The sequence below is a fragment of the Sphingobium sp. BYY-5 genome (assembly GCF_022758885.1).
In the GTDB taxonomy this organism is placed as follows: Bacteria; Pseudomonadota; Alphaproteobacteria; order Sphingomonadales; family Sphingomonadaceae; genus Sphingobium.
In genome coordinates this window covers 53001-70744 of record NZ_JALEBH010000001.1, presented here as the reverse complement: position 1 = coordinate 70744, position 17744 = coordinate 53001, and the positions used below count along the sequence as shown (strand labels likewise).

Here is a 17744-nt window from a genome sequence, read left to right as displayed (position 1 = left end):
AGAAGCGTCTCGTCACTGCGTCCAATCCTCGACTTTCAGGCCGGGGATATCCGCGAAGTCAGCTAGGTTGCGGGTGATGACGGTCAAGCCAAGGGCCAGCGCGTGAGCGGCCAGCAGCCTGTCGAACCGCCCGCGACGGAAAGGCAGCGCGCCATAGGATCGCGCTGCCGTCGCGTCAAAGGGCAGGAGCGGCATCTGCATCGCCAACAGCTCCAGCGCAGCCATGGGCGGCGCCTTCCCATTCATGCTGCCCAGGGCCAGTTCGGCGAACACGATAGCCGACAAGCCGATATCTCCCTTGTCGGTGGCAAGGATACGCGCGTTGAGACGTGGATATTGGCTAGCGAAGAGATAGAGACAGCAATTGGTATCGATCAGATACCGCATCTATTTCTCCTGCGGCCCGTTCAGCAAATGCCAATCGCGCGGCGAATCATCGAAATCCTCACGCGGGATTTCCTTGAGCCAGGGCATGGTCCCGACAATGCCGGTCAGGTCGATCTTGCGCGGCAGTACGTCGACAGGTTCCAGCGTGAGTTTGCCCTTATCCTCACGCAGGGTCATCTCGGCGCCTTCCTTGAGGCCAAGCGCAGCAGGCAGCCGCAAAGCCAGGCTATTGCCCGACTTGAACACCTTGGCCCTATATTCTTCGCCCATGGGAGCCTCCGTATATACGGAGTGTATATACTATTCCGCGAAGGCGGCGTCAATCACGGCCCCGCCGTCCCCCAGGATGACGACATGCATCGGCACCATGAAGCGCTTGCCCGGCTTGTCGCCAACGGAAAGTCGCTGAACCTCGATGATGTCGCCCGCGCCGAAATTCTCGACCGCGACGATCTCGCCCAGCGCTTCGCCGGTACTGGAGGTGCAGGAAAGGCCGATCAGGTCGGCATGATAATATTCGCCCTCGCCCAGAGGCGGCAGGGCGGAGCGGGGCACGGTCAATTCGGTCCCGCGCAGGGCTTCGGCCGCGCTCCGATCACCGATCTCCGCGAAACGGGCGACCGCGCCATTGGGGCCGGGGCGCACCGACTTCAGCGTCAGCGTGCGCCCCGCCACATCGAAACCCTTGTAGCTTTTGAGGCTTTCCGCCCCTTCGCCAAAAAGTTTCAGACGGACATCGCCCGCCACCCCATGCGCACCAATGATGACGGCCAGAGTGACGGGCTTGTCGGTCAAGAGGATCAGCCCTCGGCCTGCTCGGCAGCAGCTTCCTCGGCGGGAACGGCTGCTTCCTCGGCGGGAGCGGCGGCTTCTTCGACAGGAGCGGCGGCTTCTTCGGCAGGCGCTTCTTCAACGGCCGGAGCAGCAGCGGCTGCGGCGGCTTCCTTCGCGGCTTCCTCGGCCTCTGCCAGCTTGGCGGCACGGTCTTCAGCGCGCTCCTTGGCCTTCTGGCCCGGTTCCGCCTTCTTCGGGTTGTTGCGAACAGCGCGCTCCTTCACGCCGGCGGCGTCGAGGAAGCGAGCGACGCGATCGGTTGCCTGGGCGCCGGCGGCAACCCAGTGCTTGGCGCGCTCTACGTCGATGATGACGCGCTTTTCGTCGCCCTTGGGCAGGACGGGGTTGTAGCTGCCGATGCGCTCGATGAACTTGCCGTCACGCGGTGCGCGGCTGTCGGCCACGACGATGCGGTAATAAGGGCGCTTCTTGGAGCCGCCGCGCGACAGACGAATGGACGTTGCCATGGAACTTACCTTTCTACTCTAAACTAATCTGTTGAAACTGCTTATTTCTTCATGAAATTCTGAAAGCCGGGCGGAAGTTTCGGCATGTTGCCGCCCAATCCACCCAAACCCGACAGGTCGGGCGGACCACCCTGCCCGCCGTCCGGGCCGCCAAGGCCACCCAGACCGCCCATGCCGCCACCGCCGAACATCTTGGCCAGCCCCTTGAGGCCGCCCATCTTGCGGATCTTCTTCATCGCCGTTTCCATTTCCTGATGCATTTTCAGGAGACGGTTGACGTCCTGCACGGTCCGACCCGCGCCCTTGGCGATACGGATCTTGCGCTTGGCGTTGATAAGGGCGGGCTTCTCCCGCTCCTTGGGGGTCATGGAGCCGATCATCGCATCGAGATGGAGCAGCGTCTTGTCGTTGGCGCCGCTATTGGCCATCGCCGCCTGCGCCTTCTTGAGGCCCGGCAGCATCCCGGCCAGCGCGCCCAGGCCGCCCATGCGACGCATCTGGTTCAACTGGCTGCGCAGGTCGTTCATGTCGAACTGACCCTTGGCCATTTTCTTGGCGAGCTTGTCGGCTTCCTCCGCGTCGATCGTCTCGGCGGCCCTTTCGACCAGCGATACGACGTCGCCCATGCCCAGGATGCGCTGCGCGACACGCTGCGGATGGAAAGGCTCAAGCGCGTCGAGCTTTTCGCCGGTGCCGGCAAATTTGATCGGCTGGCCGGTGACGGCGCGCATCGACAGGGCGGCGCCCCCGCGCGCGTCGCCGTCCATACGGGTCAGCACCACCCCGGTCAGCGGCACCTGCACGGAGAAGCTGGTCGCAACGTTCACGGCGTCCTGGCCGGTCAGCGAGTCGACCACCAGCAGGATTTCCGCCGGGTTCGCCACATCAGCGACCGCCTTCATCTCGTCCATCAGCGCCTGATCGACGTGCAGACGGCCTGCGGTGTCGAGCATCACCACGTCGAAGCCCTGAAGCTTCGCCGCCTGGAGCGCGCGCTTGGCGATATCGACCGGCTGCTGGCCCGGCACGATCGGCAGCGTCGCCACATCGGTCTGCGTGCCGAGCACCGCCAACTGCTCCTGCGCGGCAGGGCGCTGGACGTCGAGCGACGCCATCAGCACCTTCTTGCGCTCCTTGTCCTTCAGGCGCTTGGCGATCTTGGCGGTGGATGTGGTTTTACCCGACCCTTGCAGACCCACCATCATGATGACGGCGGGCGGGGTCACGTCGATCAGCAGGTCCGACGTTTCCGACCCCAGCGTTTCGGTCAGCGTGTCCGAGACGATCTTGACGACCATCTGGCCCGGCGTGACGGAGCGCAGAACATCGCTGCCAACCGCGCGTTCGGTCGCCTGCTCAACGAACTGGCGGACGACGGGAAGCGCGACGTCGGCCTCCAGAAGCGCGATTCGCACCTCGCGCATCGCGGCACGGACATCGTCCTCCGTAAGCGCACCGCGCCCACGCAGCTTGTCGAATACCCCACCGAGACGATCGCTTAGCGAATCGAACATCATCACCTCATTTGGGCCGAAAGGCCCGGAAAACATGCCTACCCCGTCAAACGACAAAATCGCCGGCGGGCGAAACCTCGCCGGCCAGCGTCCATCCGATGCCCCATCCTGGGCGTCCTGGAGTCATCAGGGTATCGACCGGAAACCGACCGATTGCAGCGCGGCCTTTAGGCGAAAGGCGACCAAAGCGCAAGCGGGCCGTGCGCGCCCATAAGGAATGGCTGTGATGGGTGGAACCAAGACATTCCCCTCCCTTTCAAGGGAGGGGTTAGGGGTGGGTGGCGAGCGCAGCGAGCTTGCAACCGCCAGGCCAGAGCGCCGCTAACGCGGCGCACCCACCCCCGGCCCCTCCCTGGAAGGGAGGGGAGAAAGAAGGTCCGCCTTTGCTCGCATCCAGACGCACCTCCGCTCGCCCTGTCTGAACGATCCGCCATTTCTCCTTTCAAAATAGGAACTTGTCTGATCTACCCTGATAGATGACCGCTCCCGCCTCCCACACTGCCGCCACATCGCCGCCGCCACGGCGCGCAACGGTCGCCTCCCTGTCGCGCTGGTGTGACCTTGATGTGACCCGGATGGCGCGTCAGTGGCGCGCGCCTGTCGCCGCCCTGTCGCGTTTGTGGCGCAAAGCCGATGCGTTTCTGTCGCAATTGGTCAAAATAGGCCGACGACAGTGTGAACTTCGGTGGTGGCGCGTCCGCGACTCGTTTCAGGCGGCGCGCCCGCCCGCGCATCTCGACCGTCATTGCTCCACACCCCCGGCACCAAGCAAGATTCGCACAGCACTCCAGCCCGATCCTGTAACAAGCCGTCCCGCCGCCGCACGACGCTTGCGCACTTTTCTCATTTGCGCCAGCACACGCCCTCGACAGAGCAAAAGGGGAGCCGAGACGTCATGAGCTGGACACGCCGCAAGCCGATGGAGGCGATGAGGCCTAAAGAAGCGGGCCACCAGATGGCGCGTACCTTGTCCTGGCCGCACCTGCTGGCGCTGGGCGTCGGCGCGATCGTCGGCACCGGTATCCTGACCCTGATCGGCGTAGGCGCCGACCGCGCCGGTCCCGCCGTCCTGCTCTCCTTCGCCATTGCCGGCGCGATCTGCGCCTGCGCCGCGCTCGCCTATGCCGAACTGTCCACCATGATGCCGGCGGCGGGCAGCGCCTATAGCTACTCCTATGTCGCACTGGGCGAAGGCATTGCCTGGATTGTCGGCTGGAGCCTGATCCTCGAATATTCGCTGGTGGTATCCACCGTCGCGGTCGGCTGGTCGGGCTATGCCGGACCGCTGCTCACGCCGCTGGGCTTCCCCGAATGGATGACCAAGGGGCCGGAACTGGGCGGCGTCATCAACCTTCCCGCCATCTTCATCATCGCCGTGGTCGCAGGCCTGCTGATGTTCGGCACGCGGGAAAGCGCGCGATTGAACACGCTGCTGGTCCTCATCAAGATCGCGACGCTCAGCCTGTTCGTCGCGGTCGCCCTGCCCGCCTTCGATGCGCAGAATCTGGAGCCATTCATGCCCTTCGGCTTCGCCAAGTCGATGGGGCCGGACGGGGTGGAGCGCGGCGTGATGGCGGCGGCGGCGATCATCTTCTTCGCCTTCTACGGCTTCGACGCCATCTCGACCGCGGCGGAGGAAGCGAAGAACCCGGACCGCGACCTCGCCATCGGCATCGTCGGGTCGCTGGTCATCTGCACGCTGATCTATGTCCTGGTCGCTGCCGCCGCCGTCGGCGCCCTGCCCTTCACCCGCTTCGCCGACAGCCCCGAACCGCTCGCCCTCATCCTGCGCGAAATGGGCCAGGGACCGATCGCGCGGATCGTCGGCATCGCCGCCGTGATCGCACTGCCCACCGTGCTGCTGGGCTTCCTCTACGGCCAGAGCCGCATCTTCCTGGTGATGGCGCGCGACGGCTTCCTGCCGCAATCGCTGGCGAAGATTTCGAAGCGCGGCACCCCGGCCCGCATCACACTGGTGACGGCGGTGCTGGTCGCGATCATCGCTGGCGTCCTGCCGATCGACGAGATCGCCGCCCTCGCCAATGCCGGCACGCTGATCGCCTTCACCGCCGTGGGCCTGTGCCTCCTCGTCCTGCGCAAGCGCTTGCCAGACATCAGACGCCCCTTCCGCACCCCCGCCGCCTGGTTCGTCGGCATCGGCGCGATAGCGGGCTGCGCCTACCTCTTCATCAGCCTGCCGATGAAGACGATTTTGGCGTGCCTGATATGGAACGCGATAGGGTTGGCTGTATATGGCCTTTATGGAAGGAAACGCGCCGCAGTTGCGCGATAACAGGGAACTGGCAGCAAATGACAGGAAACAGATGGCTGGTGGGCGTCGTTCATGCGCTCATCTTGACAATGCCGGCACAAGCAGAAGCGGCAAAGCGCAAGGTCATCCCTTTTGACGAACTCGATCGTAGCAAGCCCATTCCACGATCCGAACCACGGACATGGTTCACCGGTGCGGACGCCGCCATGCTTCGCCCGGTTCCTTCGGGCCATCACACAGCTTATGTCCTGCACGTGGATGAAACCGGCAAGGTGGTGGACTGCACCATCGATGAAAGTTCCGGTTCCCCGATGCACGACCAGGCGCTGTGCACCACCTTGATGGCTCGCGTAACGTTCCTGCCGGCCTTGGATGCCAACCGGCAACCCGCAGCCGGGACATGGAGAGCACGGCTGGCCTGGAACTGAACCACTGGCATTTTCGCCGTACAGGCCTTACATGCGCGGCCATTATGGGCCGTTTTTCGAAGATGCATGGGCTGGGCAACGATTTCGTCGTGATCGACGCGCGCAACGGCGCGCTCGACATGACGGAGGCGCGCGCCCGCACCATTGCCGACCGCCATGCCGGGATCGGCTGCGACCAGTTGATCCTGATCGGCGAGGCCGAAACGGGCGATGATGCCGACGTGTCGATGCAGATCTTCAACGCCGACGGCAGCGAAGTGGAAGCGTGCGGCAACGCGACCCGCTGCGTGCCGCTGTTCGTCGGGCGCGACGTGTTGATCCGCACCAAAGCCGGCCTGCTCGACGCCAAGGCGGTCGATGGCGGGGCCAGCGTCGACATGGGCGCGCCGCGCTTCGACTGGGATGCGATCCCGCTCGCCTATCCCATGGACACGCTGACCATGGGCGCAAGCTGGGAAGACCTGCCCGCCCCCGCCGCGGTCAATGTCGGCAACCCGCATGTCATCTTCTTCGTGGACGATATGGATGGTGTGAACTTCGACCGGCTCGGCCCGCTGATCGAGCATGATCCCCTCTTTCCGCAGCGGGTGAACGTCAACTTCGCGCAGATCGTCGGCGACAATCATATCCGCCTGGTCGTGTGGGAACGCGGCGCGGGCCTGACGCGCGCTTGCGGCACCGGCGCCTGCGCCACCGCCGTCGCCGCCGTCCGCCGCAAGCTGGTCAGCGGCCCCACAACGGTCAGCCTGCCGGGCGGCGACTTGTTGATCGACTGGGCGGCGGGCGACACCATCCGCATGACCGGCCCCGCCACCCATGTCTTCGACGGTGAGGCTGACTGGGACCGCTTCTGATGAGCGGGCCGGACATCATCACCATGGGCTGCCGCCTCAACATCGCGGAGAGCGAGGCGATCCGGGATATGGCGCAGGGCCAGGATGACCTGATCGTGGTCAATAGCTGCGCAGTGACGGCCGAAGCGGTGCGCCAGACCCGCCAGGCGATACGCCGCGCGCGCCGCGAACGCCCGGACGCGCGCATCCTCGTCACCGGCTGCGCCGCCCAGACCGAACCGCAGACCTTCGCCGCGATGGCGGAGGTGGACGGCGTGATCGGCAATCGGGAGAAGATGGAGGCGGAAACCTATCTTCCGTCATCCCAACGAAAGCTGGGATCTCTCTTTTCTTCTGTCTCACCCAAAGAAAGTGAGACCCCAGCTTTCGCTGGGGTGACGAATTGGGCTGATGTGACGGAGAAGGTCAAAGTCTCCGACATCATGGCCGTGCGCGACACCGCGCCACATATGGCGTCCGCCTTCGCCGACCATGCCCGCGCTTTCCTGGAGGTGCAGAATGGCTGCGACCATCGCTGCACCTTCTGCATCATCCCCTATGGCCGGGGCAACAGCCGCTCCGTCCCCGCCGGCGCGGTGGTGGAAAAGGCCAAGCAACTGGTCGGCGTGGGCTATCGGGAAATCGTGCTGACCGGGGTGGACGTCACCAGCTACGGTCCCGACTTACCGGGCAGCCCCTCGCTGGGCCTGCTGGTCGAGCGCCTGTTGAAGGGCGTGCCAGACCTCCCCCGCCTGCGCCTGTCCTCAATCGACAGTGTGGAAATCGACGACCGCCTATTCGACCTGATCGCCCATGAACCCCGTATGATGCCGCACCTCCACCTCTCGCTTCAGGCGGGCGACGACATGATCCTCAAGCGGATGAAGCGCCGCCACAGCCGCGCCGACGCGATCCGGATCGTCGAGCGCCTGAAAAGCGCGCGCGCCGAAATCAGCATCGGCGCCGACATCATCGCCGGCTTCCCGACCGAGGAAGAGGCGATGTTCGAACACAGCCTGGCGCTGGTGGACGAATGCGACATCGTCCACGGCCATATCTTCCCCTATTCGCCCCGCGCCGGCACCCCTGCTGCGCGGATGCCGCAGGTCGATCGCGCGACGATCAAGGCCCGCGCCGCCCGCCTGCGCGACGCCTGCGCCACTCGGCGCGAAGCCTGGCTGCGCAGCCTGATCGGCACACAGCAGTCGGTCCTCGTGGAACGGAACGGGCTTTCTGGCCATGCCGAGAATTTTGCTCCGGTGCGGTTGGCGTCGGTACAATGCCCCTCCTCCATCGTGCGCGCGCGCATCACGGGCCTTGAGAATGGCTCGCTGATCGCGCAAGAGGCGGCATGATAGGGATTCCCATCCTCCGTCATCCCCGCGAAGGCGGGGATCCATCTCCCAAGCTTGCATCTTGTGGATATGGCGGGAGATGGATTCCCGCCTTCGCGGGAATGACGATGGTTTACTTACATGGCTGAAACTTCCTGGCGCGACCGCCTCTTCGGCGGATTGAAGCGCACGTCCGACAAGCTCGGCGAAAACCTCACCGGCCTTTTCACCAAGGCCGCGCTGGACGCGCAGACGCTCGACGAGATCGAGGAAGCGCTCATCATGTCCGACCTTGGCCCCGCCATGGCCGCGCGCGTGCGCGATCGGCTGGCCGATGGGCGGTACAACAAGGAACTGACCGAGGAGTATCTGCGCGAGATTATCGCGGAGGAAATCGAGAAGGTGCTGGCCCCCGTCGCCCGCCCGCTGGAGATCGAGGCCTTCCCGCGCCCGCAGGTGATCCTGGTGATCGGCGTCAACGGTTCGGGCAAGACCACCACCATCGCCAAACTCGCCAATAATTTCCTGGAGCAGGACTATGGCGTGATGCTGGCGGCGGGCGATACGTTCCGCGCAGCGGCGATCGGCCAGCTCAAGGTCTGGGCCGAGCGGCTGGGCATCCCCATCGTCGCGGGCAAGGAAGGCGGCGACGCGGCCGGCATCGTGTTCGACGCGGTCAAGCAGGCGACGGCCACCGGCATCGACGTGCTGATCGTCGACACCGCCGGGCGCCTCCAGAACAAGACCGAACTGATGGACGAATTGGCCAAGGTGCGCCGGGTGCTGGGCCGATTGAACCCCGCCGCCCCGCACGACGTTGTCCTGGTGCTGGACGCCACCACGGGACAGAATGCGTTGAACCAGATCGAAGTCTTCAAGGAAACCGCGCAGGTGACGGGGCTGGTCATGACCAAGCTGGACGGCACCGCGCGCGGCGGCGTGCTGGTCGCGGCAGCGGAGAAATTTCGCCTGCCCATCCACGCCATCGGCGTGGGCGAGAAGATCGAGGACCTGCGCCCCTTCGATCCGGGCGACATGGCGCGGGCAATCGCGGGGACAGCCTATGCGCGGTGATGCCCATCCCATCTCCGTCATGCCGGACTTGATCCGGCATCCAGAGTCCAACACACAGCGTTCAGACGCCCTGGATCCTGACTTTCGGCAGGATGACGATAGGAAAAACGAACATGGCTAACGCCAAACCCGCTCATAACGGCACGCTCAGCCTGGCGCTCGACTTCGGGCCGCTGCTGGTCTTCTTCCTGACCTACAAGGGCGCGGGCTGGATCTGGGGATCGGGCAATCCGATCACCGCCATGACCTTTGGCACAGCGGCCTTCATGGCCTCGATCGTGATCGCGGTCATCATCTCCAAGGTGAAGCTGGGCCGGGTGTCGCCCATGCTCTGGCTGTCGGCGATGCTAATCCTCTTCTTCGGCGGCCTCACCATCTATTTCCACGACCAGCGCTTCATTCAATTGAAGCCCACCATCATCTACGCCTTCTTCGCGCTGATGCTGTTCGCCGGGCTGCTACGCGGCAAGCCGCTGCTCAAATATCTGCTCCAGGCAGCCTATGACGGCCTCACCGAAACCGGCTGGATGAAGCTATCGCGCAACTGGGCACTCTTCTTCGTCGCCATGGCGGTGGCGAACGAGGTGATGCGCCGGTCGATGGACTTCGACACATGGCTCGCGGTCAAGGTCTGGGGCGTGACCATCGTGTCGGTGGTCTTCGCCGCCGCCAACATCCCGATGCTGATGCGCCATGGCCTGACTTTGGGTGAAGAACCGGCAAGCGACGATATCGGCGAGACAAGTCCTCCTCAAGGATAAGCCCTTATTTCTGCGATCGTTTCGCAATAGGCACATATCTGTTTTCTTGGGCGTTGGGGGAGCATATGGGAAGCGGCGGAGGCGTCCACGCCCCGTCTGGACCATATGACCAACCGGCCGCGCCGACCTGCGTGCGGCCGCCCCATAACGAACCCGAGGAGTTCCGCCATGGCCTTTGTTCTGCCCGATCTGCCCTATGCCAAGGATGCCTTCGGCGACATCCTGTCGGTCGAAACCTTCGACTTCCACCACGGCAAGCATCACAATGCCTATGTCGTGAAAGCCAATGAACTGGTCGCCGCGGACGCCGCCCTGCAGGGCAAGTCGCTGGTCGAGCTGATCAAGTCAGCCAAGGGCGGCCTGTTCAACCAGGTCGGCCAGATCTGGAACCACACCTTCTACTGGAACTCGCTGTCGCCCACCAAGACCGCGCCCACCGGCAAGCTGCTCGACCTCATCACCGAAGCCTTTGGTTCAGTCGATGCCCTGATCGAAAAGCTGAAAGCCGAAGCCGTCGGGCATTTCGCCAGCGGCTGGGCTGCGCTGATCCTGAAGGACGGCAAGCTGGAAGTCGCCAGCTATCATGACGCCGACACACCCGTCGCGCATGAAGGCCACCTGCCGCTGCTGATCGTCGATGTATGGGAACATGCCTATTATATCGACTATCGCAACCTACGCCCCAGCTATGCCGACCGCATCCTCAAGGAAGCGATCAACTGGGACTTCGCCGCGCTGAACCTGGACGGCGAAGGCGCCAGCCGCGCCGACCAGCCGGCCTGATCCCGCGTCCGCCCTCCGCATCCTATCGGTGCGGAGGGCGCTGCCGCTCCTCCATTATGGAGGCAGCGCAAGATTTTATTAAGGCTCCCGTGAACATGATCCCCCTTCCGTAGCGACGGAAGGCGCCAGACATGGACTTGAGCGATCTGCGACGGCAGCATGAAGAGATCGGCCTGACAGCACAGCTGCTGACGCAGGCCATATCCGACGATCGACACCCCCAGGGCGTAGCGAAACTACGCTGGCAACTGGCGCGGCAGTTGATGACGCATCTCGCACTGGAAGATCGGATCTTCTACCCGGCCCTGATGCGATCCACGAATCCCGTCGTGCGCGAACGAACCATGGCATTGCAGAAGGAAATCGGCGCGCTGTCGGATCGCTTCGCTGTCTATATGGCGAGCTGGAGCGATGATCGGATCGCCCATGAATGGCCCGGCTTTTGCGTGGAAACGCGGTCGATCCTTGATGCCTTGAGCGCGCGGATCGATTGCGAGAACCGCATACTCTACCCGCTGGCCCAAGCCGTGGGTGATCGCACCCCGCCGGCTGCTCCCTCTCAGGCCGCCTCAAGCTGAGCAACGAACTGATCGGTCGCGCGCTGCAAGGCCTGCGCCGTCCGCGACAGCCCCGAAGCAGCGATGGAAACGCGATCGGACAGACTTTCCGTACTACGCGCCATGTCGGCTACTTGCTCCATGCGATCGGCCATCAGCGTCGCATCGCGCGCCGTATCCCTTGCTGACTGCCCGATCGCGGCGGTGGCGTCGCGCTGATCGCCTACAGCCCGCTGGATTTCATGCGCAGCATCCGCAAGCTGCTCGACCGCTCCCGCCACGTCAGACAGCGCACCCTGCGCGATTCCTGCACCCTGTTGCGCGGACGAGGCGAGCGACTGGATTTCACCGGTCGCGCTGGCGGCCTGACCCGCCAGTTGCTTCACCTCCTGGGCTACGACCGCAAAACCACGCCCCACATCCCCGGCACGCGCGGCTTCGATCGTTGCGTTGAGCGCCAGCAAGTTGGTGCGCGCAGCAATTTCCGTGATGGAATCGGCGAAACCGGTGATCGATGCTGTCCGATTTTCCATATCGTGCATCGCTTGCCGTCCCGCGCCCGACACACGCTGCGCTTCGCCGCCCAGCGTGGCCTGCTGGGTCGCGGCGGTCGCAATGGCTGTGATCGATTCGGATAATTGTTCGATCCGGCGCGCCAGTTGCGCCGCGCGGCTGGATGATTGCTCGGCCGCCGCGACCGTTTCGTCCGTACCGGCGCTCGCCCGGCGCGCCACATCGTTCAGCGATCGCGCCGATTCCTCCAGTTCACCGGTCGCGGCGCTGACGGAATGAACCACATCGGCGATCGACTGGCGGAAAGCCTGCGCCAGCAGCAATGTTCCAGCGCGACGATCGGCAGCAAGGCGCGCCCTTTCCTGCTCGCGCTCGGCACGCAGCCCCGCCTCGCGCTCGCTTGCTGCCCGGCTCGATATCATGGCCGCCTCGGCGGCAGTGCGTCCAGCCTCGGCCGCCTGGGCCAGTTGTGCGGCCCCGGTCGCATGGCCATCAAGCGCCAGTAGCAAGGCCCGCAAACGCGTCGTCAGATAGCAGAGCACCGCCGCCTCCAGGATCACGGCCACGGCATGGATCGCTACACGCTGCACATCTCCCCCGCCGGGAAAGACCCAAATAGGCGCAAGGAAGCTGAACATCAGATGATGCAACGCCACCAGGCCCGCCGCCAGCAGGATCGGTCGCCAGTCATAGAGCAGCGCCAATCCTGCAAGCGCGACGAAGAAGAACATATGGCCGTCCATCTGCCAGCGATGCCCGGACATCAGAAACAGGCCAAGCGCCGGCTGCACCGCTGCGAGCGTGCCGACCGCAAGCCGCACGTCGAGGTCACTCCGCTGGCGCAGCACCATGATCGTTGGCAGCGCATTGACCAGCGCGGACAGGAACAGCACCCGACCGCCATGATCCAGGCCTAGCGCAAGCGCCATCAGGCCCAATATGGCGGCCCACAGCCAGCTTGCCAGCACGAGGATGCGAAGCCCGTGCAGGCGCAGGCGGCTAAGGCTATTGAGCGCACTCATCGGCTTTCCTCGCCACAGCCGCCCGCGCGCGTCGAAACCGCGATTACCCCCGCACGAAGCAGCGGTACGGCAAGCCGGTCACGCCGCCCTTCGACCAGCAACGATCCGGCCCATGGCCCGGCTGAAACCAAGCGCGCGCCGTGCGTGACAGCGAGCGAAGCCAGCACCGTCCGACCTTGCTGCGTCATCGGAACGAGCAGCATTCGACCGCTGGCCGGTGGCACGGCATAGAGCGCCGTCAGGCCAGACAGGATCAGCCCGCATTGCGCAAACAGGGTCCAACGCCCTCGCAGGGGGGTAAGCAATCTCATCCCGCCCGCCTTTGGGGCAAGAAGGTAAGAATAGGATTAATGATGACCGGCGATCGCCAGTCCCAGCATCGCCGCCAGCTCATCCAGGTCGGCATCCGGCCGCACCAACAGCCATTCCCGACTGTCCGCGCCGTTCACCACCGTGACTGCGCCCTTGGGACAGACGCCCAGGCAATTGACCTCGATAATGCCGGCGTCCGCCCTACGCCCCTTTTTCAGAGACAGGTGCTTGCGCAACATCTTGGCCAGTCGTTCGTCGCCGCGCGGACCGAAACCGCCGTCCAGCTTCTTCGAGCATTTGCGGCAGACCAGCACGGCGTTCCGCCAATTGGAGCGGACATGGTCCTTAATCGGCCACGCCCGTCGGTTTCCAGGTGCGGCGTTCCTCAGCCGTGCGCAGCACTTCATAGGCGGCTTGAATGGTCTGGAACCGCACGGCGGCATCGGCATCGCCGGGCTTGACGTCGGGATGATATTCCTTGGCCAGCCGTCGCCAGCTCTTCTTCACCGCGTCGAAACTGGCGTCATCCTCCAGCTCCAGCGCCTTGAGCGCATGGATTTCATCGCGCGAACGGCTGCCATCGCCGGGGCCGCCCCAGCCATGATAGGCGCTCGACTGAAAGCCGCTCGCATCGCGCCGCTCGGCATGTTCGCGCTGCTCCCGTTCCTCACGGTCCAGGCCCTGAAAATAATCCCAGTTCCTGTTATACTCGCCCGCATGATCCGCACAGAAATACCAGCGGTCAGGGCTGTTGGGGGATTTGGGTGCCGGGCAATCGCCGGGCTTATCGCAGCCATGACGATCGCACAGACGCACCTGCTGCGCCTCACGCGTCGCGCCATAGCTGCGCCAACGGGGAAATCCCCAGTCATTGGATCGGCTCTGTCTTGCCATCATCTCAGAGTAGGGATTCAGGCGCCGAAACGCCACCCCCGCACTGCAGCAAAGTATCAGGATTATGCCAGAGGGCCTGTAAGCCGGGTTCTGTCCACTCCCAAGCGCAGAGGCTCAGGAGATAGGCGACCATTCCTCTAGGGAACGGATTGCTCCGTTCCTCCAGCAACCAACCCGGGCGGTCTCGGCCGAAATCTGCCTAGCAGCCTTGCGACTGCGCGCCGCCCCTATTCGGTCTTGCTTCCGGTGGGGTTTACCGTGCCGCCGCCCGTTGCCGGGGGCGCGGTGCGCTCTTACCGCACCCTTTCAATTTCGCCCGCCCGAAGGCTTAGTCGTAAAGACTGGGCGACCTGCTTTCTGTTGCACTGTCCCTTGGATCGCTCCAGCCGGCCGTTAGCCGGCACCGTCATTTCGTGAAGCCCGGACTTTCCTCGCCGTGGAAGTTACCCGCCACGCCGCGGCCGCCCGGCCCTCTGGCGTCGAGCGCCTTAGCCCGATTCGCGCGCGCCGTCATCCCGCTTATTCATCACCCTGGGGCTTTGGCAGCAGCAGCGCGAGCAGGATGGCGCGACATTCGCCGTCGATCACCCCGTCGATCAGTTCCGGACGGAAACGGCGCTGGAAGGCAACCACCGCCGCATCCGCCTCGGCAATGTCATAGCCAAAGCGCTCCAGCGCCAGCAGGAAGGCGCTGTCGGTCCAGAGCGGGTCCATCAGATTCCTGGTCGGCCGCGGCAGCGCCAGACGCAGTCGTGCGAGTTGCCCCCAGGGGAAGAGTTCGCCGGGGTCCAGCTTGCGCGCAGGCGCCACATCGCTGTGACCGACGATGTTGCCACGGGTGATGCCATGGCGCTGAACGATGTCATGGATCAAAGGGACCAGCGCGCCCATCTGCGCTTCGGGAAAGGGGCGATACCCCCATTCATGGCCCGGATTGACGATCTCTATGCCGATGCTCGCCGAATTGACGTCGTCGGTGCCGCGCCAGTGTGATCGGCCGGCGTGCCAGGCCCGCTTGGCTTCATCGACCATGCGAACGATCTGCCCTTCCTCGGTCACGACATAATGGGCCGACACCTTCGATTCCGGATTGGCGAGCCAGTCGATCGCGCTCGCTGCGTCGGGCATCCCCGTATAGTGCAGCACCAGCATCGTGACCGGCGATTTACGCTCGTCGAAATTGGGCGACGGCGTATCGATCATGGGAATGTCGCTCATCGGGAAAGGCCAGTCACCACAGCTACTCGATCATTGCGCCCTTCCGGTCCGCCTGTTCACAGTCGGCGGCCGTGACCGACCATGGCCGAGACCGGCGCGGCAATCAAGCATGGTTAAGGACCGGGGCGCCCGGATGGTCAGCCGGCGCGGCGCGTCGGGCCTGCTGTAGGAATTGGCAGCAACCCCTGCCGCGCATAGCCGCCGCGAAACTCAGGATGGGCGATGAAATCGCCGCCCTGACCGATCACCGTTTCCCCGGCACCCAGCAACAGAACCGACTTCGCATGACTGCGCCGCGCCAGCAGGCTGAGTACGACCTGTCGCCGCTCCGGCGTGAAATAGAGCAGCACATTGCGACAGAGCAGCAGGTCATATTCACCCGTTGGCACGGCCGGATCGAACAGATTATCCTGACGAAAATCGATCATCCGCCGCAATTCAGGACTGGCTCGCCAATCGTCCCCATGGGGTTCGAACCATTTGATCAGATCGCCAATCGCCAGCCCCCGCTGCACGTCCATCTGGGAGAAAATGCCGGCACGCGCCTGATCGATCGCGGCACCCGACACATCGGTCGCCAGTATCTCGATGCGCCAGCCATTCCAACGCGACCAGTCATTGCGCAACTGGATGGCAAGCGAATAGGCCTCCTGTCCGGTCGAGCAACCCGCGCTCCAGATGCGCAGCGTGCGATCCTGCCGGTCGGTATGGACATGCGGCAGGATCTGGCGGGCGATCATGTCAAAGATCTGGAGGTCGCGGAAGAAGCTGCTCTCATTGTTAAGCAATGCGTCGATCACCGCCGCCTCCAGCGGCGCGTCGCTGTTGCGCAGCAACGTCGCGGCAAGACTATCCATGTCGACCAAATCATGATCGCGCAGCACCGGCCGCAATGCGGTTTCCATGCGCCAGGCGCGCCCTTCGGACAGGGTCTGGCCCGTCCGCGCCTCTAGCAGGCCGGAAAGAAGACGCGCCGCGCCCTGATTCAGCCGACCGGTCGGTATTGGAGGAGAAGAGGTCATCAAACGCATACCTTTCCACGCCGGGCGACGAAGGCCATCATCGCTGCCGGCTCCATGAGCGCGCAGGTCAGACCGGCTCCGGCGACAGAACCGGGCATACCCCACACCACGCTACTTGCTTCATTCTGCGCGACGATCCAGCCGCCCGCTGCCACAATCTCGCGCGCGCCCGCCATGCCGTCGCGCCCCATGCCGGTCAGCACGATCCCAGCCGCGCCGGCGCCATAGACATCCGCCATGCTGGCGAACATCGGGTCGACGCCCGGCAGGTTCCCGGCCGGCGTGCGCGCGGGATCGAGCTGGACCGTCACACGTCCATGCAAGCTCTTGCGCAGTCGTAGATTGGCGTCGCCCGGCGCGACATAGACCGTGTCGGGCGCCAGCAAATCTCCGGTCTCGGCCACCTTCACGCGCAAACTGGTCATGCGCGAAAGTTGCTGCGCGAAATAAACGGTGAAACTGAGCGGCAAATGCTGAGTCAGCAGAATGGGTACGCCCAATGGCGCAGCAAGTCCGTGGAAAAGCTGGCCCAAAGCATGAATGCCGCCAGTCGACGCCCCGATGCCCAAGCAGGCTAGCGGTTGCACCGCCGATTGAACGATGGGTGGCGTGATCGGGCGGGGCTGAACCGGCTCTGCCGGTCCGCCATCGAACAATCGATTGAGCCGCTCGATCAGCGCCAGGGAAAAATGCTCGCCAAAGCTGCCACTGCCCGGCTTCGACACGATGTCGCTTGCGCCAAGCGCCAGCGCCTCGACCGCCGCGGCGCTGCCCTCCTCGCATTTACCCGACAGGATCGCGACCTTCAGCCCCGCGCCAGCCTGCAAAATGGCCGGCAGGGCGGCAAGCCCGCTCTGTCCCGGCAGTTCGATGTCGAGGAGAACCAGATCGACCGCATTGTCGGCCAGATAACCCAGCGCATGTTCGGCGCTGCCAGTCTTGTGCGTCACCTTATAGCGCAGGTCTGCGTTCAAAATGCGCTCGATGACCGTACGCACAACGACCGAGTCATCAACAACCAGCGTGCGAACCGGTTTGAGTTCTCTGGTGTGACTGGTCATGATCGGCACGATGGCAGTCATCATGTCGCCTTCTGCACGAACGATGAAAGAAAGAAACGAAATGCCCCGGATCAGGCTCTGGCGAAGCGGTCAGATGACGCCGACGATGGTCAGCTTGCTTTCCAGCGTTTCCCGGTCGAACGGCTTCATCACATATTCGTCGGCGCCAGCCTCAACCGCTGCCTTGATGTGGCTGATGCCATTTTCCGTGGTGCAGAAGATGACCTTGGGTCGCGCTTCCATCCGCGCGCTCGACAGCGCCTGGAGAAATTCCATCCCGCTCATCACCGGCATGTTCCAGTCGAGCAACACGACATCGGGCGGGGACGCTTCGCACTGGGTCAGGGCGTCCTGCCCGTCCACCGCCTCGCTGACCGTCAGATCGAGCGATTCGAGAATATGACGAGCCACCTTTCGGATGACCTTCGAATCGTCGACGACCAGGCAATTCTTCATGA

21 protein-coding genes and 1 other RNA gene are annotated in these 17744 nt (G+C 64.1%); 8 read left to right on the top strand and 14 right to left on the bottom strand.

Going from position 1 to position 17744, the window contains the following annotated elements:
• Positions 1–12: 12 nt before the first annotated feature.
• Genes MOK15_RS00395 through ffh form a run of 5 tightly spaced genes read right to left on the bottom strand, consistent with a single transcriptional unit; the run spans position 13 to position 3205 of the window.
• Complete coding sequence (locus MOK15_RS00395; RefSeq protein ID WP_242929768.1) at positions 13–387, bottom strand: type II toxin-antitoxin system VapC family toxin; 375 nt, start codon at positions 385–387, stop codon at positions 13–15.
• Positions 388–657 carry an AbrB/MazE/SpoVT family DNA-binding domain-containing protein gene (locus MOK15_RS00390; RefSeq protein ID WP_242929767.1) on the bottom strand — a complete coding sequence of 90 codons (270 nt, stop codon included), beginning with the start codon at positions 655–657 and terminating at the stop codon, positions 388–390.
• A gap of 30 nt (positions 658–687) precedes the next feature.
• Entirely contained in the window at positions 688–1182 is a 495-nt protein-coding gene (gene rimM, locus MOK15_RS00385) for a ribosome maturation factor RimM (RefSeq protein ID WP_242929766.1), read from the bottom strand.
• A 5-nt stretch (positions 1183–1187) separates the two neighbouring features.
• The gene (gene rpsP, locus MOK15_RS00380; protein WP_242929765.1) at positions 1188–1688 is read right to left on the bottom strand and encodes a 30S ribosomal protein S16; all 501 of its coding nucleotides are present in this window, start codon (positions 1686–1688) and stop codon (positions 1188–1190) included.
• A 41-nt stretch (positions 1689–1729) separates the two neighbouring features.
• The gene (ffh, locus tag MOK15_RS00375) at positions 1730–3205 is read right to left on the bottom strand and encodes a signal recognition particle protein (RefSeq protein ID WP_242929764.1); all 1476 of its coding nucleotides are present in this window, start codon (positions 3203–3205) and stop codon (positions 1730–1732) included.
• 892 nt (positions 3206–4097) lie between these two features.
• Here ffh and MOK15_RS00370 point away from each other — a divergent pair.
• The 8 genes from MOK15_RS00370 (at position 4098) to MOK15_RS00335 (ending at position 11265) form a co-directional block, all read left to right on the top strand.
• Positions 4098–5495, top strand: a complete 1398-nt coding sequence (locus tag MOK15_RS00370; protein WP_242929763.1) for an amino acid permease — start codon at positions 4098–4100, stop codon at positions 5493–5495.
• Positions 5496–5512: 17 nt separating this feature from the next.
• Positions 5513–5902: a TonB C-terminal domain-containing protein gene (locus tag MOK15_RS00365; protein ID WP_242929762.1), complete on the top strand. Its 390-nt coding sequence runs from the start codon at positions 5513–5515 to the stop codon at positions 5900–5902.
• A 44-nt stretch (positions 5903–5946) separates the two neighbouring features.
• A complete protein-coding gene (dapF, locus tag MOK15_RS00360; RefSeq protein ID WP_242929761.1) occupies positions 5947–6756 on the top strand; it encodes a diaminopimelate epimerase in 810 nt (269 codons plus the stop codon).
• Positions 6756–8090 carry a tRNA (N(6)-L-threonylcarbamoyladenosine(37)-C(2))-methylthiotransferase MtaB gene (gene mtaB, locus MOK15_RS00355; RefSeq protein WP_242929760.1) on the top strand — a complete coding sequence of 445 codons (1335 nt, stop codon included), beginning with the start codon at positions 6756–6758 and terminating at the stop codon, positions 8088–8090. The genes dapF and mtaB overlap by 1 nt, the downstream gene beginning before the upstream one ends.
• A gap of 120 nt (positions 8091–8210) precedes the next feature.
• Positions 8211–9143, top strand: a complete 933-nt coding sequence (ftsY, locus tag MOK15_RS00350; protein ID WP_242929759.1) for a signal recognition particle-docking protein FtsY — start codon at positions 8211–8213, stop codon at positions 9141–9143.
• A gap of 113 nt (positions 9144–9256) precedes the next feature.
• Positions 9257–9904: a septation protein IspZ gene (gene ispZ / locus MOK15_RS00345; protein WP_242929758.1), complete on the top strand. Its 648-nt coding sequence runs from the start codon at positions 9257–9259 to the stop codon at positions 9902–9904.
• Between the two features lie 168 nt (positions 9905–10072).
• On the top strand, positions 10073–10687 hold the full coding sequence (locus tag MOK15_RS00340) for a superoxide dismutase (protein WP_242929757.1): 615 nt from the start codon (positions 10073–10075) through the stop codon (positions 10685–10687).
• Positions 10688–10818: 131 nt separating this feature from the next.
• The gene (locus MOK15_RS00335; protein ID WP_242929756.1) at positions 10819–11265 is read left to right on the top strand and encodes a hemerythrin domain-containing protein; all 447 of its coding nucleotides are present in this window, start codon (positions 10819–10821) and stop codon (positions 11263–11265) included.
• Here the strand turns inward: MOK15_RS00335 and MOK15_RS00330 are convergent.
• The 9 genes from MOK15_RS00330 to MOK15_RS00290 all read right to left on the bottom strand — a co-directional run bounded on the left by MOK15_RS00330 (position 11247) and on the right by MOK15_RS00290 (position 17742).
• On the bottom strand, positions 11247–12779 hold the full coding sequence (locus MOK15_RS00330) for a methyl-accepting chemotaxis protein (RefSeq protein ID WP_242929755.1): 1533 nt from the start codon (positions 12777–12779) through the stop codon (positions 11247–11249). The two genes, MOK15_RS00335 and MOK15_RS00330, sit on opposite strands and share 19 nt — an antisense overlap.
• The gene (locus MOK15_RS00325; RefSeq protein ID WP_242929754.1) at positions 12776–13090 is read right to left on the bottom strand and encodes a hypothetical protein; all 315 of its coding nucleotides are present in this window, start codon (positions 13088–13090) and stop codon (positions 12776–12778) included. The genes MOK15_RS00330 and MOK15_RS00325 overlap by 4 nt, the downstream gene beginning before the upstream one ends.
• A 36-nt stretch (positions 13091–13126) precedes the next feature.
• Complete coding sequence (locus MOK15_RS00320) at positions 13127–13441, bottom strand: (2Fe-2S) ferredoxin domain-containing protein (RefSeq protein WP_242932585.1); 315 nt, start codon at positions 13439–13441, stop codon at positions 13127–13129.
• Positions 13437–13985 (bottom strand): J domain-containing protein, encoded by a 549-nt coding sequence (locus tag MOK15_RS00315; protein WP_242932584.1) that lies wholly within the window; start codon positions 13983–13985, stop codon positions 13437–13439. The genes MOK15_RS00320 and MOK15_RS00315 overlap by 5 nt, the downstream gene beginning before the upstream one ends.
• Before the next feature lie 63 nt (positions 13986–14048).
• Positions 14049–14462, bottom strand: an RNA gene (rnpB, locus tag MOK15_RS00310) — RNase P RNA component class A.
• A gap of 42 nt (positions 14463–14504) precedes the next feature.
• Positions 14505–15203, bottom strand: a complete 699-nt coding sequence (locus MOK15_RS00305) for an N-acetylmuramoyl-L-alanine amidase (RefSeq protein ID WP_242929753.1) — start codon at positions 15201–15203, stop codon at positions 14505–14507.
• Between the two features lie 137 nt (positions 15204–15340).
• A complete protein-coding gene (locus MOK15_RS00300) occupies positions 15341–16234 on the bottom strand; it encodes a protein-glutamate O-methyltransferase CheR (protein ID WP_242929752.1) in 894 nt (297 codons plus the stop codon).
• Positions 16225–17307 (bottom strand): chemotaxis protein CheB, encoded by a 1083-nt coding sequence (locus tag MOK15_RS00295; RefSeq protein ID WP_242932583.1) that lies wholly within the window; start codon positions 17305–17307, stop codon positions 16225–16227. Before MOK15_RS00295 ends, MOK15_RS00300 begins: the two co-directional genes overlap by 10 nt.
• 69 nt (positions 17308–17376) lie before the next feature.
• Positions 17377–17742, bottom strand: a complete 366-nt coding sequence (locus MOK15_RS00290; RefSeq protein WP_242929751.1) for a response regulator — start codon at positions 17740–17742, stop codon at positions 17377–17379.
• Positions 17743–17744: the final 2 nt, after the last annotated feature.